14 protein-coding genes and 1 tRNA gene are annotated in these 12,674 nt (G+C 65.9%); 3 read left to right on the top strand and 12 right to left on the bottom strand.

Annotated elements, in window-relative coordinates:
- Positions 1–33: 33 nt before the first annotated feature.
- On the top strand, positions 34–399 hold the full coding sequence (locus FRZ44_RS10295; protein WP_151177098.1) for a hypothetical protein: 366 nt from the start codon (positions 34–36) through the stop codon (positions 397–399).
- Positions 400–411: 12 nt separating this feature from the next.
- Here the strand turns inward: FRZ44_RS10295 and FRZ44_RS10290 are convergent, their stop codons facing one another.
- The 9 genes from FRZ44_RS10290 to FRZ44_RS10250 all read right to left on the bottom strand — a co-directional run bounded on the left by FRZ44_RS10290 (position 412) and on the right by FRZ44_RS10250 (position 6,927).
- The gene (locus FRZ44_RS10290) at positions 412–1,614 is read right to left on the bottom strand and encodes an ABC transporter substrate-binding protein (protein ID WP_191908520.1); all 1,203 of its coding nucleotides are present in this window, start codon (positions 1,612–1,614) and stop codon (positions 412–414) included.
- Between the two features lie 358 nt (positions 1,615–1,972).
- Positions 1,973–2,049: transfer RNA gene (locus FRZ44_RS10285), tRNA-Pro, on the bottom strand.
- Positions 2,050–2,154: 105 nt separating this feature from the next.
- Positions 2,155–2,709 (bottom strand): MerR family transcriptional regulator, encoded by a 555-nt coding sequence (locus tag FRZ44_RS10280; RefSeq protein WP_151177096.1) that lies wholly within the window; start codon positions 2,707–2,709, stop codon positions 2,155–2,157.
- A complete protein-coding gene (locus FRZ44_RS10275) occupies positions 2,709–3,029 on the bottom strand; it encodes an integration host factor subunit alpha (protein ID WP_151177095.1) in 321 nt (106 codons plus the stop codon). The genes FRZ44_RS10280 and FRZ44_RS10275 overlap by 1 nt, the downstream gene beginning before the upstream one ends.
- A gap of 316 nt (positions 3,030–3,345) precedes the next feature.
- Positions 3,346–4,317, bottom strand: a complete 972-nt coding sequence (locus FRZ44_RS10270; protein WP_407658080.1) for a beta-ketoacyl-ACP synthase III — start codon at positions 4,315–4,317, stop codon at positions 3,346–3,348.
- A 2-nt stretch (positions 4,318–4,319) separates the two neighbouring features.
- Positions 4,320–5,363, bottom strand: coding sequence for a phosphate acyltransferase PlsX (gene plsX, locus FRZ44_RS10265; RefSeq protein WP_151177093.1), 1,044 nt, complete (start codon positions 5,361–5,363; stop codon positions 4,320–4,322).
- A gap of 32 nt (positions 5,364–5,395) precedes the next feature.
- The gene (gene rpmF, locus FRZ44_RS10260; protein WP_151177092.1) at positions 5,396–5,578 is read right to left on the bottom strand and encodes a 50S ribosomal protein L32; all 183 of its coding nucleotides are present in this window, start codon (positions 5,576–5,578) and stop codon (positions 5,396–5,398) included.
- 123 nt (positions 5,579–5,701) lie between these two features.
- A complete protein-coding gene (locus FRZ44_RS10255) occupies positions 5,702–6,241 on the bottom strand; it encodes a YceD family protein (RefSeq protein ID WP_151177091.1) in 540 nt (179 codons plus the stop codon).
- Positions 6,242–6,372: 131 nt separating this feature from the next.
- On the bottom strand, positions 6,373–6,927 hold the full coding sequence (locus tag FRZ44_RS10250; protein WP_151177090.1) for a ubiquinol-cytochrome C chaperone family protein: 555 nt from the start codon (positions 6,925–6,927) through the stop codon (positions 6,373–6,375).
- A 119-nt stretch (positions 6,928–7,046) separates the two neighbouring features.
- On the opposite strand from FRZ44_RS10250, the gene FRZ44_RS10245 reads away from it, so the two are divergent.
- On the top strand, positions 7,047–7,499 hold the full coding sequence (locus tag FRZ44_RS10245) for an outer membrane protein assembly factor BamE (RefSeq protein WP_191908519.1): 453 nt from the start codon (positions 7,047–7,049) through the stop codon (positions 7,497–7,499).
- 130 nt (positions 7,500–7,629) lie between these two features.
- Here the strand turns inward: FRZ44_RS10245 and FRZ44_RS10240 are convergent, their stop codons facing one another.
- The gene (locus FRZ44_RS10240; RefSeq protein WP_151177088.1) at positions 7,630–9,714 is read right to left on the bottom strand and encodes a sodium-translocating pyrophosphatase; all 2,085 of its coding nucleotides are present in this window, start codon (positions 9,712–9,714) and stop codon (positions 7,630–7,632) included.
- A gap of 198 nt (positions 9,715–9,912) precedes the next feature.
- Positions 9,913–11,115, bottom strand: a complete 1,203-nt coding sequence (locus tag FRZ44_RS10235; RefSeq protein WP_151177087.1) for an MFS transporter — start codon at positions 11,113–11,115, stop codon at positions 9,913–9,915.
- Between the two features lie 86 nt (positions 11,116–11,201).
- Here FRZ44_RS10235 and FRZ44_RS10230 point away from each other — a divergent pair, with 86 nt between their 5' ends.
- Positions 11,202–12,209, top strand: coding sequence for a DMT family transporter (locus FRZ44_RS10230; protein WP_191908518.1), 1,008 nt, complete (start codon positions 11,202–11,204; stop codon positions 12,207–12,209).
- On the opposite strand, the gene FRZ44_RS10225 is transcribed toward FRZ44_RS10230, so the two are convergent.
- On the bottom strand, positions 12,206–12,655 hold the full coding sequence (locus tag FRZ44_RS10225; RefSeq protein WP_151177085.1) for a flagellar basal body-associated FliL family protein: 450 nt from the start codon (positions 12,653–12,655) through the stop codon (positions 12,206–12,208). The two genes, FRZ44_RS10230 and FRZ44_RS10225, sit on opposite strands and share 4 nt — an antisense overlap.
- Positions 12,656–12,674 lie beyond the last annotated feature (19 nt).

Here is a 12,674-nt window from a genome sequence, read left to right as displayed (position 1 = left end):
GCACCGCTTCCCTATCATTGCCGAGAGACGACAATGGCAAAGATCGAAGAGCTCGAGCAGCGCATCGACGACGCCGAATCCACATTGCAGGCCATGTTCTGCACCATCACCGCGGATCTGATCATGTTCCAGGCGGCGGTGAGCGCCTTGCGCGAAGAAGGGGTGCTGACCGCAAGAATGATCGATCGCATGGCGATCGATGCGCAGATCCGATTGCAGCAATATGACAGCCCGGCGCTGGGAGCGCCGGCGATCAGCGAAATCGCCGCGCAGCTGGATGGACTGGCAGAGCAGTTGCGGGCCGGCGTTCCGTCGGCGCCTGCACCGGCGCCGACCCGACCCGTCCACGCCGGAAACGGGCGCGCCCCGCGGCCCGCCGCGCGCTCGCCCGTTCGATAGCAGCGGATTCCCTCAGGGCTTGAGCAACTCTACCTGCTTGAAGACGCCGTTCTCGATCTCAAAATGGCCGTAGACGCCCTCGATATTGCCATTCTCGTCGAAATCGCAGTTCCCGCTCGCGCCCTCATAATTGATCTTCTTGCCGGCGGCGATCGCGGCCTTGGCCTTGGCCCACTCCCCGGGTTCGATCACCTCGCCGCCGGCGGAGCAGCACACCTCGCGAAGGGCATCCCGGATCTTCTTGCCGTCGGTCGCACTGGCCTTCTCGATGGCGAGCGCGATCAGCATCGTGGCGTCGTAGGTCTGCGCCGCGAATTCTTCATCCCCGGTCCGGTTGAAGGCGGCCTTGTACAGCGCATCGAACTTTTTCGCGGCCGAGGTCGAATCGTCGGTCGTGGGCGCCGTGAAGAACATCCCCTTGAGATTGTCGGCGCCGATTTCCGCGATCAAGGCCGGGTCCATCAGCGCATCGGTTCCGATGAATTGTTTGAAATGGCCGCCGGCCAATGCGTCCTTGATGAGGGTGATGCCGCCGGCCGTCGCGAAGTCGATCAGCACGAGCGCTTCCGGATCGAACGGCTCGAGCTGCTTCACCTCGTCGGCATAGCTGGCCTTGTTGGCTTCGTGGCCCAGGGCCGTCGTCACGACGCCTTTGTAGTTCTGAAAGTTGTCGCGGAAGGTGTCATTGAGGCCGCTGCCATAGTCGCTGTCGATATAGGTCACCGCGACCTTCGTGAATCCCTTGTTGTGGACCAGGCCCGCCAGGACCCAGCCCTGGTCGGCGTCGCTCGGCACCACGCGGAACACGAAGTCCTTGTCCTCCAGGTCGGTCAGTTCGACCGCGGTCGAGGCCGGCGAGATCATCGGAATGCTGTTGGGAATGGTGACCTTGTGGGCGGCGGCGAGCGTGGCGACGCTGGTGATGGACCCGACGATGGCGACGACCTTGTCATCGCGCACGAGCGCGCTGGCCGCAGCAACCGCGTCATCCTCGGTGCCCTTCGAGTCGGCGAGAACCGTCTGGAGGTTCTGCCCCTTGAGAAGCCCGCCATTGGCGTTGACCTCATCGACCGCCAGCTTGGTGGCATCGAGGAGCGGCGGCACCATATCCGCGACCGGACCGGTCACATCGAACAGGATGCCGATCTTGATGTCCTCGGCATTTGCGGGCCCCGATAGCATCAGTCCGAGCGCCAGCGCGCCGAGGGTCAGCACCCCGCACGCCGCGCGACGATGAATTGCCCTAGAGTCCATGATCACCCCAGCTGGTCGCTTCGTCCGACATTTCCAGGACGAACCTGGATCGAAGTTAATGCTAACGAGTTGCCAGGATAGGCGATAGCCGAGATCCGATCGGAAACGATCGACCTCGCGGGGCCGAGGGAATCTTTCCTAGAGGCGTCGCGGCCACCGACGTGAGTAGAAACCGCAACATGTCGACGGCGAGAGATTCGAGGCCGCGGCGGTGGCGCGCACGAAACGACGACGCGCTCGCGAATGCAGATTCGATCGAACCGCGGGCAGTGCCGCCTGCCGTGGAGGCCGATGAGGATCGTCGAAATCGGGGGAAGAATGGTCGGAGCGACAGGATTTGAACCTGCGACCCCCAGACCCCCAGTCTGGTGCGCTACCAGGCTGCGCCACGCTCCGGCCTTAGGGCGGTCCTTATAGCGGCCCGCTCCGGTCCAGGCAACCGCCGCCTCCTGCGGGCCCGAGACCCGCAAGGATCGCAGCCAAGACAGCAAAACTCTCGGTTCAGCCCAGCAGACGCGCCAAGCGGTTACGGAGCTCGGTCAGCTCCTCGATCGCGTTCTCGATGAGCTCCCGGCGATGGCTGGCTGGGTCCGCCGTTTCGGCGGCGGCCTCGACCGGCTGGTCGGCGGTCGCCGCCTCGGGCACCGGTTCCGCGCCGAGATCCAGCTCGCCGGTGGACAACTCCGCCGCGTCGCCGGTTTCGGGCGCCGCCGTCTCCTGGGCGCGGATGCGGAACACGCCCTCGCGCATCAGTCGCTGCACCCCTTTGATCGTGTAGCCTTCTTCATAGAGCAGCTTGCGGATCGCCCGCAGCAGCTCGACATCCTCGGGCCGGTAATAGCGGCGGCCGCCGCCGCGCTTCAGCGGCCGGACCTGCGAGAACTTGGTTTCCCAAAACCGCAACACATGCTGCGGCACATCAAGTTCGGTCGCCACTTCGCTGATCGTGCGAAAGGCGCTCGCCGATTTTTCATGACGGCGGCCCGCGGCATCCCGGCTTTCGGCCGGAACGGCGCTCTCCGCTTCATTGCGGCGCTGCGGTTGGGGCAGCGGCATCAGTCGACCTCTTTCGGCGCCGTCTCAGGGCTGCCGCCATTGACGCGATGCTTCAAGACATGCGAGGCGCGGAACACCAGCACCTTGCGCGGCTTGATCGGAACTTCCTCACCGGTCTTCGGGTTCCGCCCGATCCGCTGGCCCTTCTGGCGAACCATGAAGGTGCCAAATGACGAAATTTTCACAGTCTCGCCCTTGGCCAGCGTGTCAGCGATCTCCTTCAGCACCGTCTCCACCAGATCAGCCGACTCATTGCGCGACAGGCCGACCTCTTGATAGACGGCTTCGCTGAGTTGGGCTCGGGTGACCGTGTTGCTCATGGCATTCCCCCGTTCTTCATCCAAAACGCTAGCGCGCGGCGGGAAATCAGTCAATTACAGCAGGATCGGCCCTAATCTTGAACCTGCGTGGGCGATGACGAATCCAACCCACGAGCGAATCGCGTTAACCATGATGCATGGGCTTGTTCGGACGGTCTAATCCTCATCCGATGCGACTCTGTGTCATCACCGGGGCAGTCCGGTGACGACTCGGGGGAACGGACCCGTTTCGCCAAGTAAGTGGATAAAAGGCGGGAAAACTCTCAATCGGCCGGCCGGGGGCACCCGGCAAAGGAGCCCGAAGGCCCCTTCCCGCCTACCAGCGGATCAGCGCCGAACCCCAGGTGAAGCCGCCGCCCATGGCTTCAATCAGCACGAGCTGACCCCGCTTGATGCGCCCGTCGGCATGAGCCTCGGCCAGGGCCAGCGGGATCGAGGCCGCCGAGGTGTTGGCATGGCGATCGATCGTGACCACGACCTTTTCGGGCGCCAGCTTCAAGCGCTGCCCCATGCTGTCGATGATGCGCCGGTTGGCCTGGTGCGGGACCAGCCAGTCGATCTCGGCTTCCGAGACGCCGTTGCTCGCGATCGCCTCGTCGACGGCCTGGGCCAGCTTGGTGACGGCGTGGCGAAACACTTCGCGGCCTTCCATGCGGACCACGCCGGTGGTGCCGGTGCTGGAGGGCCCGCCATCGACATAGAGCATGTCGTGATAGCGGCCGTCGGAAAAGAGATGGGTCGAGAGAATGCCGCGGTCGCTCTTGTCACCCTTGCCCGGCGCGGCCTTGAGGACGACAGCCCCCGCGCCGTCGCCGAACAGCACCGAGGTGCCGCGATCGTTCCAGTCGAGAAGACGGGTGAAGGTCTCGGCGCCGATCACGAGCGCCGTCTTCGCCTGCCCGACGCGCAGGAAATTATCCGCCACGGCCAGTGCATAGACGAAGCCCGAGCAGACCGCCTGCACGTCGAAAGCCATGCCGCGGGTCATGCCGAGGGCGGCCTGCACCCGGGTCGCGGTCGCCGGGAAGGTCTCGTCCGGGGTCGTGGTGGCCAGGACGATCAGGTCGAGCTCGTCGGCCTTGATCCCGGCATCCTTCAACGCCGCCTCGGAGGCCTTGATCGCCAGATGCGAAGTCAGCTCGCCTTCGGCCGCCACGTGGCGCTGGCCGATGCCGGTGCGCTGGCGGATCCATTCGTCCGAGGTCTCGATCTTCCGAGCGAGATCCGCGTTGGTCACCACCTGCTTCGGGAGATAGGCGCCGCAGCCGGCGACGACGGACCGGATCACGCTCACAGCTCGGCCGCCTGCGGACGCGAGACCGCCGCGGTGTTGCCGAAATCCTCGGTGATACGGGCGAGCGCCCGATGCGTGATCATGTCGGCCGCGACACCGATGGCGTTGGAGAAACCGAGCGCGTCGGTCCCGCCATGGCTCTTGATGGCGATGCCGTTGAGCCCCATGAAGATCGCGCCGTTGTAGCGGCGCGGGTCGGTGCGCAGGCGCAACGCATTCAAGGCCGGCCGCGCCAGCAGATAGCCCAGCTTCGACAGGAAGGAGCTCTTGAAGGTCGCGCGCATGAACTCGGCATAGAGCTTGGCGGTGCCTTCGATCGATTTGAGCGCGATATTGCCTGTGAAGCCGTCGGTCACGACCACGTCGACGGTGCCCTTGGCGATGTCGTCGCCTTCGACGAAGCCGTGGAAGCTGCCGGGCAGCTTGAACTCGCGCAGCATGGCGCTCGCTTCGCGCAGGGCCTCATGGCCCTTCATGTCCTCGGAGCCGACATTGAGCAGACCCATGGTCGGGCTGACGACGCCCAGCACGGTACGGGCGAAGACGTTTCCCATGACGGCGAACTGCACGAGGTTGTCGGCGTCGCATTGCACATTGGCGCCGAGGTCGAGCATCACGCTCTCGCCCTTGAGAGTCGGAAAGAAGGAGGCGATCGCCGGCCGGGTGATTCCCGGCAGGGTCTTCAGCACCACTTTCGCCATGGCCATGAGCGCGCCGGTATTGCCGGCCGAGACGACGCCGGCTGCGTCGCCGCTCTGCACCGCGTCGATCGCGAGCCGCATGCTCGAGCTGCGGCCGGCGCGCAGGGCGGTCGAGGGCTTGTCCTCACCCTTCACCACCTGGTCGGTGTGATGGATGGTCGAGACCTTCGCCAAGGCGCGGTATTTGTCGACGAGCGGCTTCAACCGCTTCTCGTCGCCGAAGAACAGGAAGTGCACCTCGGGGAAGCGTTGGCGCGCGATGTTCGCGCCCTTCACCACCATCTCGGGAGCACGATCGCCGCCCATGGCGTCGAGAGCGATGGCAAATTGCCCGGTCACGCGGTCTCCTCTCGGGAGATCAGCCGGCGAGATCAGGCGGCCTTGGACTCGGAAACGCTTCGGCCGTCGTAATGCCCACAGGCGCCGCACACATGGTGAGGCCGCTTGAGCTCGCCGCAGTTGGGGCACTCGGCATGCGCATTCGGCGTCAGGGCATGATGCGAGCGGCGCATATTGCGGCGCGACTTCGAGGTCTTTTTCTTAGGAACAGCCATTGTCTTACGTTCTCCGCAGGGGCCCACCGGCCGGCGCGCCCGTTTTCTATCCAAAAACCATTGTTCCGGCAAGCTAAAGCCCACGCGGACCGCCCGATGATACGGGCCTTCGTCTCGGGCCGTTCAGCCCTTCTTTCCCTTCTGCAGCGCCGACAGCGCGGCAAAGGGTCGCTTGGGCTCCGAGATGGCAGGTTTTTCATCCTGCCAGGTCAGGTCGGCACCCGGTGCACGCGGATAAAGATCGATCCGCTCCGCCAGCTGCTGCACCACGGCCTCGCCGAGATCGATCAGCCCATCCTCGATCGGCTCCGGCGGATCGACCGAATCGATCGCGACGACTGCTTCGGTCTCGGGGCCAGGCCCCGCCTCCACGAACTCCACGGCGAACTCGCCCTCGATCTGGGCCGCCACCGGCTCCAGGCTGACCACGCAAAGCTGGGTCAGCTTGGCCTCGAACCGCCCCTCGACCGCGATCCGGCCGCGCGACAGGCGCTTCAGCCGAAGGTCGGCCTGCAGCAGGTCGAGACTCGCCAGCCCCAACCGCTCCGCCAGGGCTGCCCGCTCGTCCGGCTTGGCCTCGATGCGGCGCTCGATTTCTTCCCGGCCGATGCGCTCGACGCGGATCGTCCTGGAAAATTCGGATTCTAGCTGGGATTCGGCCATTGCCTCGCTCCTTGGGCGCCGGCCGCAAAAAGCGCGCCACCATAAGGAAAGCTCCCGGCCCGGTCAATGCCCGCCTGACAGCGCCCGGGGCGGTTTGGGACAGCGTGTAAATTCGTAATTAAAACAATGGACTAACGAGACTCCAGACGAAATATCGGAAAGCTGACCTGGCCCGCCATCAGGCTGGCTGCGGGCTGATCTCCGATTTCCGCCGCCGCTTGGCGCAAATAGCGGGCCATCGCGGTCAGCGGCAGTCCCTGCCGGTCAGGCAACGTACCATAGAGGTTCCGCGCCAGGGCCTGTTCCAGCGTCGCGGGCGCGGAATCCCCCAGAGCGGCCTCATAGGCCGCCGCGCGGCCGTAGAAGGCCTTGGCCATCGCCTTCACCCGCTTGCCGACGCTGAGATCGCCGACCCCGATCTCGCGCAGCGATTCATCCATATCGACGAACATGCGGTCGAACAGCGCCTGGGCAAGGCGCGCCCCTGCCTGCCCCTCCGCCCGGAGCCGTCGCAGCAGGAGAAAGGCATGAAGCGCGACCAATTCGAAGCGGCCATCCAGGCTGTCCGGTACCGCGCCGTCCCGGTAGAACGCGGGCTCGCGCGCCTGGGCCACGAGCGCGGCATAGAGCCGTTCCGCCGCGATTTTCTCCGGCTCGGAGCGAAACAACCGCGCAAACCAACTCATTGGACACCATGCTGAAAACAACGCCGCGAGGCGTCAGGCCGGTTGACAGGATTCAGAGCCGGTGGAAAGGTGCGGCGCGTCGGGCGGGACTCCGCCGAGGGGATCAAGAGGTCGAAGGAATGGGTAACAGCCGCCGTCTTGCGCTGAGCGTCGCGAGCGTGATCGTGGCGACTCTGGCCGCGGGCTGCTCGCCCACGATCGACACGCGCGGCAACCTCCCCGACCCCGACCAGGTCCTGAAGGTCCAGCCCGGTGTCGACACCAAGAACGAGGTGGCCCAGCTCCTGGGCTCGCCCTCGACCACCGGCACCTTCAACAACGACAAGTGGTACTACATCAGCACCCGCACGCGGAGCATCGCGTTCCTCGAGCCCGATATCGAGGATCAGCAGGTGCTGGTCGTCAGCTTCGACAAGACCGGTGTGGTCAACGACATGAAGATCATCGGCCTCGAGGACGCCAAGCAGATCACGCCGAGCGACCGCGTGACCCCGACCCTCGGCCGGCATATCACGATCCTTCAGCAGCTCCTCGGCAACCTCGGCCGCTTCAACAAGAATCCCGATCAGTAGCCGTCTCGTCGCGCGGGCCCCGACGCGGGCCCGGCGGCAGGACGCCAGGCGATCAAAGCAAAACCCCGGCGGGATGTCCCGCCGGGGTTTTTCGGTTCTGCACGAAGCAGCCGTCACGAGCCTCGCACCGTCAGCCGGCGGCGAGCATCGCGAGCAGCAGCAGCGCCACGATGTTGATGATCTTGATCATCGGGTTGACGGCCGGGCCGGCGGTGTCCTTGTAAGGATCGCCGACCGTGTCGCCGGTCACCGCGGCCTTGTGGGCGTCCGAGCCCTTGCCGCCGTGATGGCCGTCCTCGATGTACTTCTTGGCATTGTCCCAGGCGCCGCCGCCCGAGGTCATCTGGATCGCGACGAAGAGGCCGGTCACGATCGTGCCCAGCAGCATCGCGCCCAGCGCCGTGAAGGCCTCGGCCTGCCCCGCGATCGCATTGATCACGAAATAGAGCACGATCGGCGCCAGCACCGGCAGCAGCGAGGGGATGATCATCTCCTTGATCGCAGCCTTGGTCAGCATGTCGACCGCGCGGCTATAGTCGGGCTTCGCCTTGCCCTCCATGATGCCTTTGATTTCCTTGAACTGGCGGCGAACCTCGACGACGACCGCACCGGCCGCACGGCCGACGGCCATCATGCCGAGCGCGCCGAACAGGAAGGGCAGCATGCCGCCGATGAAGAGGCCGACCACCACGAACGGATCCTGGAGGCGGAACTCGACCGACAGATTCGGGAAGTAGTGACGCAGGTCCTCGGTATAGGCCGCGAACAGCACCAGCGCCGCCAGCGCGGCCGAACCGATCGCATAGCCCTTGGTCACGGCCTTGGTGGTGTTGCCGACGGCGTCGAGCGCGTCGGTGGTCTTGCGGACGTCCTTGGGCAGGTCCGCCATCTCGGCGATGCCGCCGGCATTGTCCGTCACCGGGCCGTAGGCATCGAGCGCCACGACCATGCCGGCCAGCGCCAGCATCGTGGTCGCCGCGACCGAGATGCCGAACAGGCCCGCGAAGGAGAAGGCGATGATGATGCCGGCCGAGATCACGATCACCGGCAGGGCGCAGGCTTCCATCGAGACCGCGAGGCCCTGGATGATGTTGGTCGCATGGCCCGTCTCCGAGGCCTTGGCGACGCTGCGCACCGGACGATAGGCCGTGGAGGTGTAGTACTCCGTGATCCAGACCAGGAGGCCGGTCACGCCGAGGCCCACCAGCGAGCAGTAGAAGATGTCGGCGCCGCTGACGGTACGGTCGGCGATCTGCAGGGCTGCATTCCAGCCGAACAACTGCTGGATGACGATGAAGATCAGGACCGCCGAGATGATGGCGGCGACGATCAGGCCCTTATAGAGCGCGCCCATGATGTTGTTGGACGAGCCGAGACGGACGAAGAAGGTGCCGATGACCGAGCCGATGATGCAGACGCCGCCGACGAGCAGGGGGTACAGCATGAGCTGGCTCTGCTGGGCCGGATCGACCACGAAGATCGCGGCGAGCAGCATCGTCGCCACCACCGTGACCGCATAGGTCTCGAACAGGTCGGCGGCCATGCCGGCACAGTCGCCGACATTGTCGCCGACGTTGTCGGCGATCACGGCCGGGTTGCGGGGATCATCTTCGGGAATGCCGGCTTCGATCTTGCCGACCAGGTCGGCGCCGACGTCCGCACCCTTGGTGAAGATGCCGCCGCCCAGGCGCGCGAAGATTGAGATGAGCGAGGCGCCGAAGCTCAGGGCCACCAGGGCCTCGAGGATATGGCGCGTCTCCAGGCCCATGCTGCGCAGGAAGAAGTAGTAGATCGAGACGCCGAGCAGACCGAGCCCGACCACGAGCATGCCCGTGATGGCGCCCGACTTGAAGGCGATGGCCAGGGCCGGCTTCAGCCCCTGGCGCGCCGCCTCGGCCGTGCGGACGTTGGCGCGGACCGAGACGTTCATGCCGACATAACCGGCGGCACCCGAGAGCACCGCGCCGATGACGAAGCCGATGGCCGGCCAGAGGCCCAGCGTCACGGCCAGGATCACGACGATCAGCACGCCGACGATCCCGATGGTGGTGTATTGGCGATTGAGGTAGGCCCGGGCCCCCTCCTGCACCGCGGCCGCAATTTCGCGCATGCGGTCGTTACCGGTGGGCGCCGCCATCACCGAGCGTGTGGCGTAGATGCCGTAAAGCAGCGCCAGCACGCCGCAGGCGATGACGATCCAGTCAGTGGTTGCCATAGCTAGTCCTTCCATCCCTCGGGAATTTGCCCGGAGAAACCGGCGGGGGCGCGCGAGTCGGCTGCCCACCGCCCGGCCCAGGCGGCTGAAAAATGCGGGCCGGACCTTAGGGGATTCAGCAGGCCAAGGCAACACGGGAAGCCGCGGTTTGCGGCCAATTTTCGCAGGGGCCGCCGCGGTCTAGCGGGATATCCCGCCTCAGACGAGGCCGCTGCCGACCGCGGCCATGGCCCGCCGGCGCGACTTGAGCCACAGCACGGCGAAAGCGGCGGCAAGGATGGCCGGCAGGGGACTGAGATTAACCACTTCCCAGCCGAACACCGCCTGCAGCGCGCCGGAGGAGAGCGAGGCGACCGAGACCCCGAAGCCGATGAGGAAGTCGTTGAGCGCCTGAACCTTGGCCCGCTCGGCCGACCGATAGGTCTCGGTCAGCAGCGCCGACGCGCCGATATAGAGGAAGTTCCAGCCCAGCCCCAGCAGCAGCATCGCCCCCCAGAAATGCGCCACCTCCGTGCCCGAGAGCCCGGTGGCGATGCAGGCCAGGAGGGCCGCCGCTCCCGCCAGCATCACATTGAGCACGCCGAAACGCTGAATCAGATGGCCGGTGAAGAAGGAGGGCGCGAACATGCCGACCACATGCCACTGGATCACGAAGGCATTGTCGTCGAAGGAGTGATGGTGGGCCATCATGGCCAGCGGCGAGGCGGTCATGACGAAGGACATGGTGGCATAGCCGATCATGCCGCCGACGACCGCCACGATGAAGGTGGCGTTGCGTGCGATCTCGCCCAGCGGCCGGCCCGTGTCGCGCCGTTCCTCCAGCGTGGGACGCGGGATCCGCAGCAGCTGCAACAGCAGCAGCGCCGCCAGCCCCAGGGCCATGACCACGACGAAGGAGCCGGCGAACTCGGTCCCCTCGATCGCGAGCCGCGACCAGCGCGCGGAGAGCGGCCCGAGGAAGGCCGCGATCAGGCCGCCCACCATCACCATCGAGATCGCGCGGGCCTTGAAGGTCTCGTCCGCGGCGTCGGCCGCGGCAAAACGATAGAATTGCGCCGTGGCGGCGCCGATGCCGATGAAGGCATTGCCGACGCAGAAGATGACGAAGCTCGCCTGCAGCACGCCGACCAGCATGATGGTTCCGCCCAGGAGGGCCGCGGCGGCCCCGAGCGAGAACCCGATCCGGCGGCCGACGCGCTTCATCAGCAGCGACACCGGGAAGGTGGTGAGCATGGCCGCGGTGAACTGCAGCCCGAGCGGCAGGGTCGAGAGCGCCGGGTCGGCGGATAATTTGTGGCCCGTCACGGCCGAGACCGTGATCATCAGGCTCAGCCCCGTGACATTGAGGGCCTGGCACAGGGCGAGGATAAAGACGTTGCGACGGGTTGCGGCGGAGAGCATGGCCGCGTCAGGATGGGGGCCCCTCGTCCGCCGGGCAAGGGGAGCAAAGGAGGGAGACACCCTCCGCCGCCGCACGGGAAATGCAGATGCCGCCTGCCCTCACCTTCAATGTCTCCGCTTCGAGAGTCTGGCGGGCGACGGCCGGCACCCTGAGCCGGCTCATGACGCGAGCGCCCCTGTTCTGGGGCATCCTGCTCATGTTGCTGACGACGGGCCTCTGGGCCCTCGCCTTCGTCGTTCCCGTCGTGCTGGGCGGGTCGAGTGCCGCCGAGATCACCGTCGGCCGGTTCCTTGTCTATGGCGCCCTTTCGCTTGCCTCGCTGGGCGCGACCCGGACCGGCCAGCTTTCCTGGCGCCTGTTCGGCATCGCCTTCCTGCTGGCCCTTGCCGGCAACGTGGCGTTCTATTTCATCCTCACCCTCGGCATCCAGCTCTCGGGCGCGACATTCGCGATCCTGGTGATCGGCATGGTGCCGGTGACCATCTCGCTGTTCGGGAGAGTGGCCACCGATGAAGGCAGGTTGCGGGACATCGCGCCGCCGCTGGGGCTCTTCATTCTCGGTGTCGTGACCTTCAATCTCGGCAAGACCGATTTCCTTCGCGATCTGTCGGATTTCTCCGCGCTGGGAACGCTCTGTCTGCTGGCCTGCCTCGTCATGTGGACCTGGTATGCGATCGCCAATGCGCGGTTCCTGCGCCAGCACCCGAACATCGACGCGCGCGAATGGAACTCGCTGATCGGGGCCGCGTCGCTGGTGGCGGTGCTCCTGGCCGCACCGATCTTCTATGGGCTGGGCGAGTTGCGAAGCCCGCTGGCGATCCCCCGGCAGGAGATGGCGTCGATCGTCTGGTGGAGCATCGTCCTCGGCGGCGGCTCGACCTGGCTCGCCTATCTGCTCTTCAACCTGGCGGCGCGACTGCTGAAAGTGTCCCTGCTCGGCCAGCTCATCATCTTCGAGGCGATCTTCGGCGTGTTCTACGTGTTCCTGGTCAGCGGGAAGATCCCCAACCTGGTGGAGATGACCGGCATGGCCGTGGCGTTGCTCGGGATCTGGTGGTCGGTGCGGCGCCTGCAGCGCGAAAGACGAGCCTAGCTGGCGAAGCGGGTCTCGACCGCGGTGAAGGTGACATTGGTGATGGAGCCCGGGGCGCCCATGACCTTGTCGGCTGCGATCAGGAGTCGGCCCTTCACCATGTCCAGATTGAAGTTCTGTTCCTGCATGATGCGGCGGCCCAGCAGATCGTAGAGCACCACGAACAGACGATCGGCCAGCACCGGCAGGCGCTCTTCGGCCTGGGGACGGACCGTCTCGTCCCTGAGCTCCATCGTCATCTCGACGGTGACCAGCCCATGCGGGGTGCCGTCGCGGATCACGGGCACCGTCAGCGCCGGAAGCTTCAGATAGGCGATGGGCGCGGCCACGGGCGTTGCCGCGGCCTGCGGATCCGCCGGCGGCTTGCGCAGGAGAAACCACCAGGCCGCGCCGCCACCGCCCCCCAGCAGAAGCAGCACGAGCAGAATGAGGACGATCTTCTTCATCGCGGGGGACAGGATCGCC

It is taken from the genome of Hypericibacter terrae, from assembly GCF_008728855.1.
In the GTDB taxonomy this organism is placed as follows: Bacteria; Pseudomonadota; Alphaproteobacteria; order Dongiales; family Dongiaceae; genus Hypericibacter; species Hypericibacter terrae.
The sequence above is the reverse complement of the archived record's forward strand: the minus strand, read 5'-3'. Positions and strand labels throughout refer to the sequence as shown.

Coding starts and splice junctions, on each gene's coding strand:
- FRZ44_RS10295 (WP_151177098.1), top strand. CDS start 34: ATGGCAAAGATCGAAGAGCTCGAGCAGCGCATCGACGACGCCGAATCC.
- FRZ44_RS10280 (WP_151177096.1), bottom strand. CDS start 2,709: ATGCCGCTGCCCCAACCGCAGCGCCGCAATGAAGCGGAGAGCGCCGTT.
- FRZ44_RS10275 (WP_151177095.1), bottom strand. CDS start 3,029: ATGAGCAACACGGTCACCCGAGCCCAACTCAGCGAAGCCGTCTATCAA.
- rpmF (WP_151177092.1), bottom strand. CDS start 5,578: ATGGCTGTTCCTAAGAAAAAGACCTCGAAGTCGCGCCGCAATATGCGC.
- FRZ44_RS10255 (WP_151177091.1), bottom strand. CDS start 6,241: ATGGCCGAATCCCAGCTAGAATCCGAATTTTCCAGGACGATCCGCGTC.
- FRZ44_RS10250 (WP_151177090.1), bottom strand. CDS start 6,927: ATGAGTTGGTTTGCGCGGTTGTTTCGCTCCGAGCCGGAGAAAATCGCG.
- FRZ44_RS10245 (WP_191908519.1), top strand. CDS start 7,047: ATGGGTAACAGCCGCCGTCTTGCGCTGAGCGTCGCGAGCGTGATCGTG.
- FRZ44_RS10240 (WP_151177088.1), bottom strand. CDS start 9,714: ATGGCAACCACTGACTGGATCGTCATCGCCTGCGGCGTGCTGGCGCTG.
- FRZ44_RS10235 (WP_151177087.1), bottom strand. CDS start 11,115: ATGCTCTCCGCCGCAACCCGTCGCAACGTCTTTATCCTCGCCCTGTGC.
- FRZ44_RS10230 (WP_191908518.1), top strand. CDS start 11,202: ATGCCGCCTGCCCTCACCTTCAATGTCTCCGCTTCGAGAGTCTGGCGG.
- FRZ44_RS10225 (WP_151177085.1), bottom strand. CDS start 12,655: ATGAAGAAGATCGTCCTCATTCTGCTCGTGCTGCTTCTGCTGGGGGGC.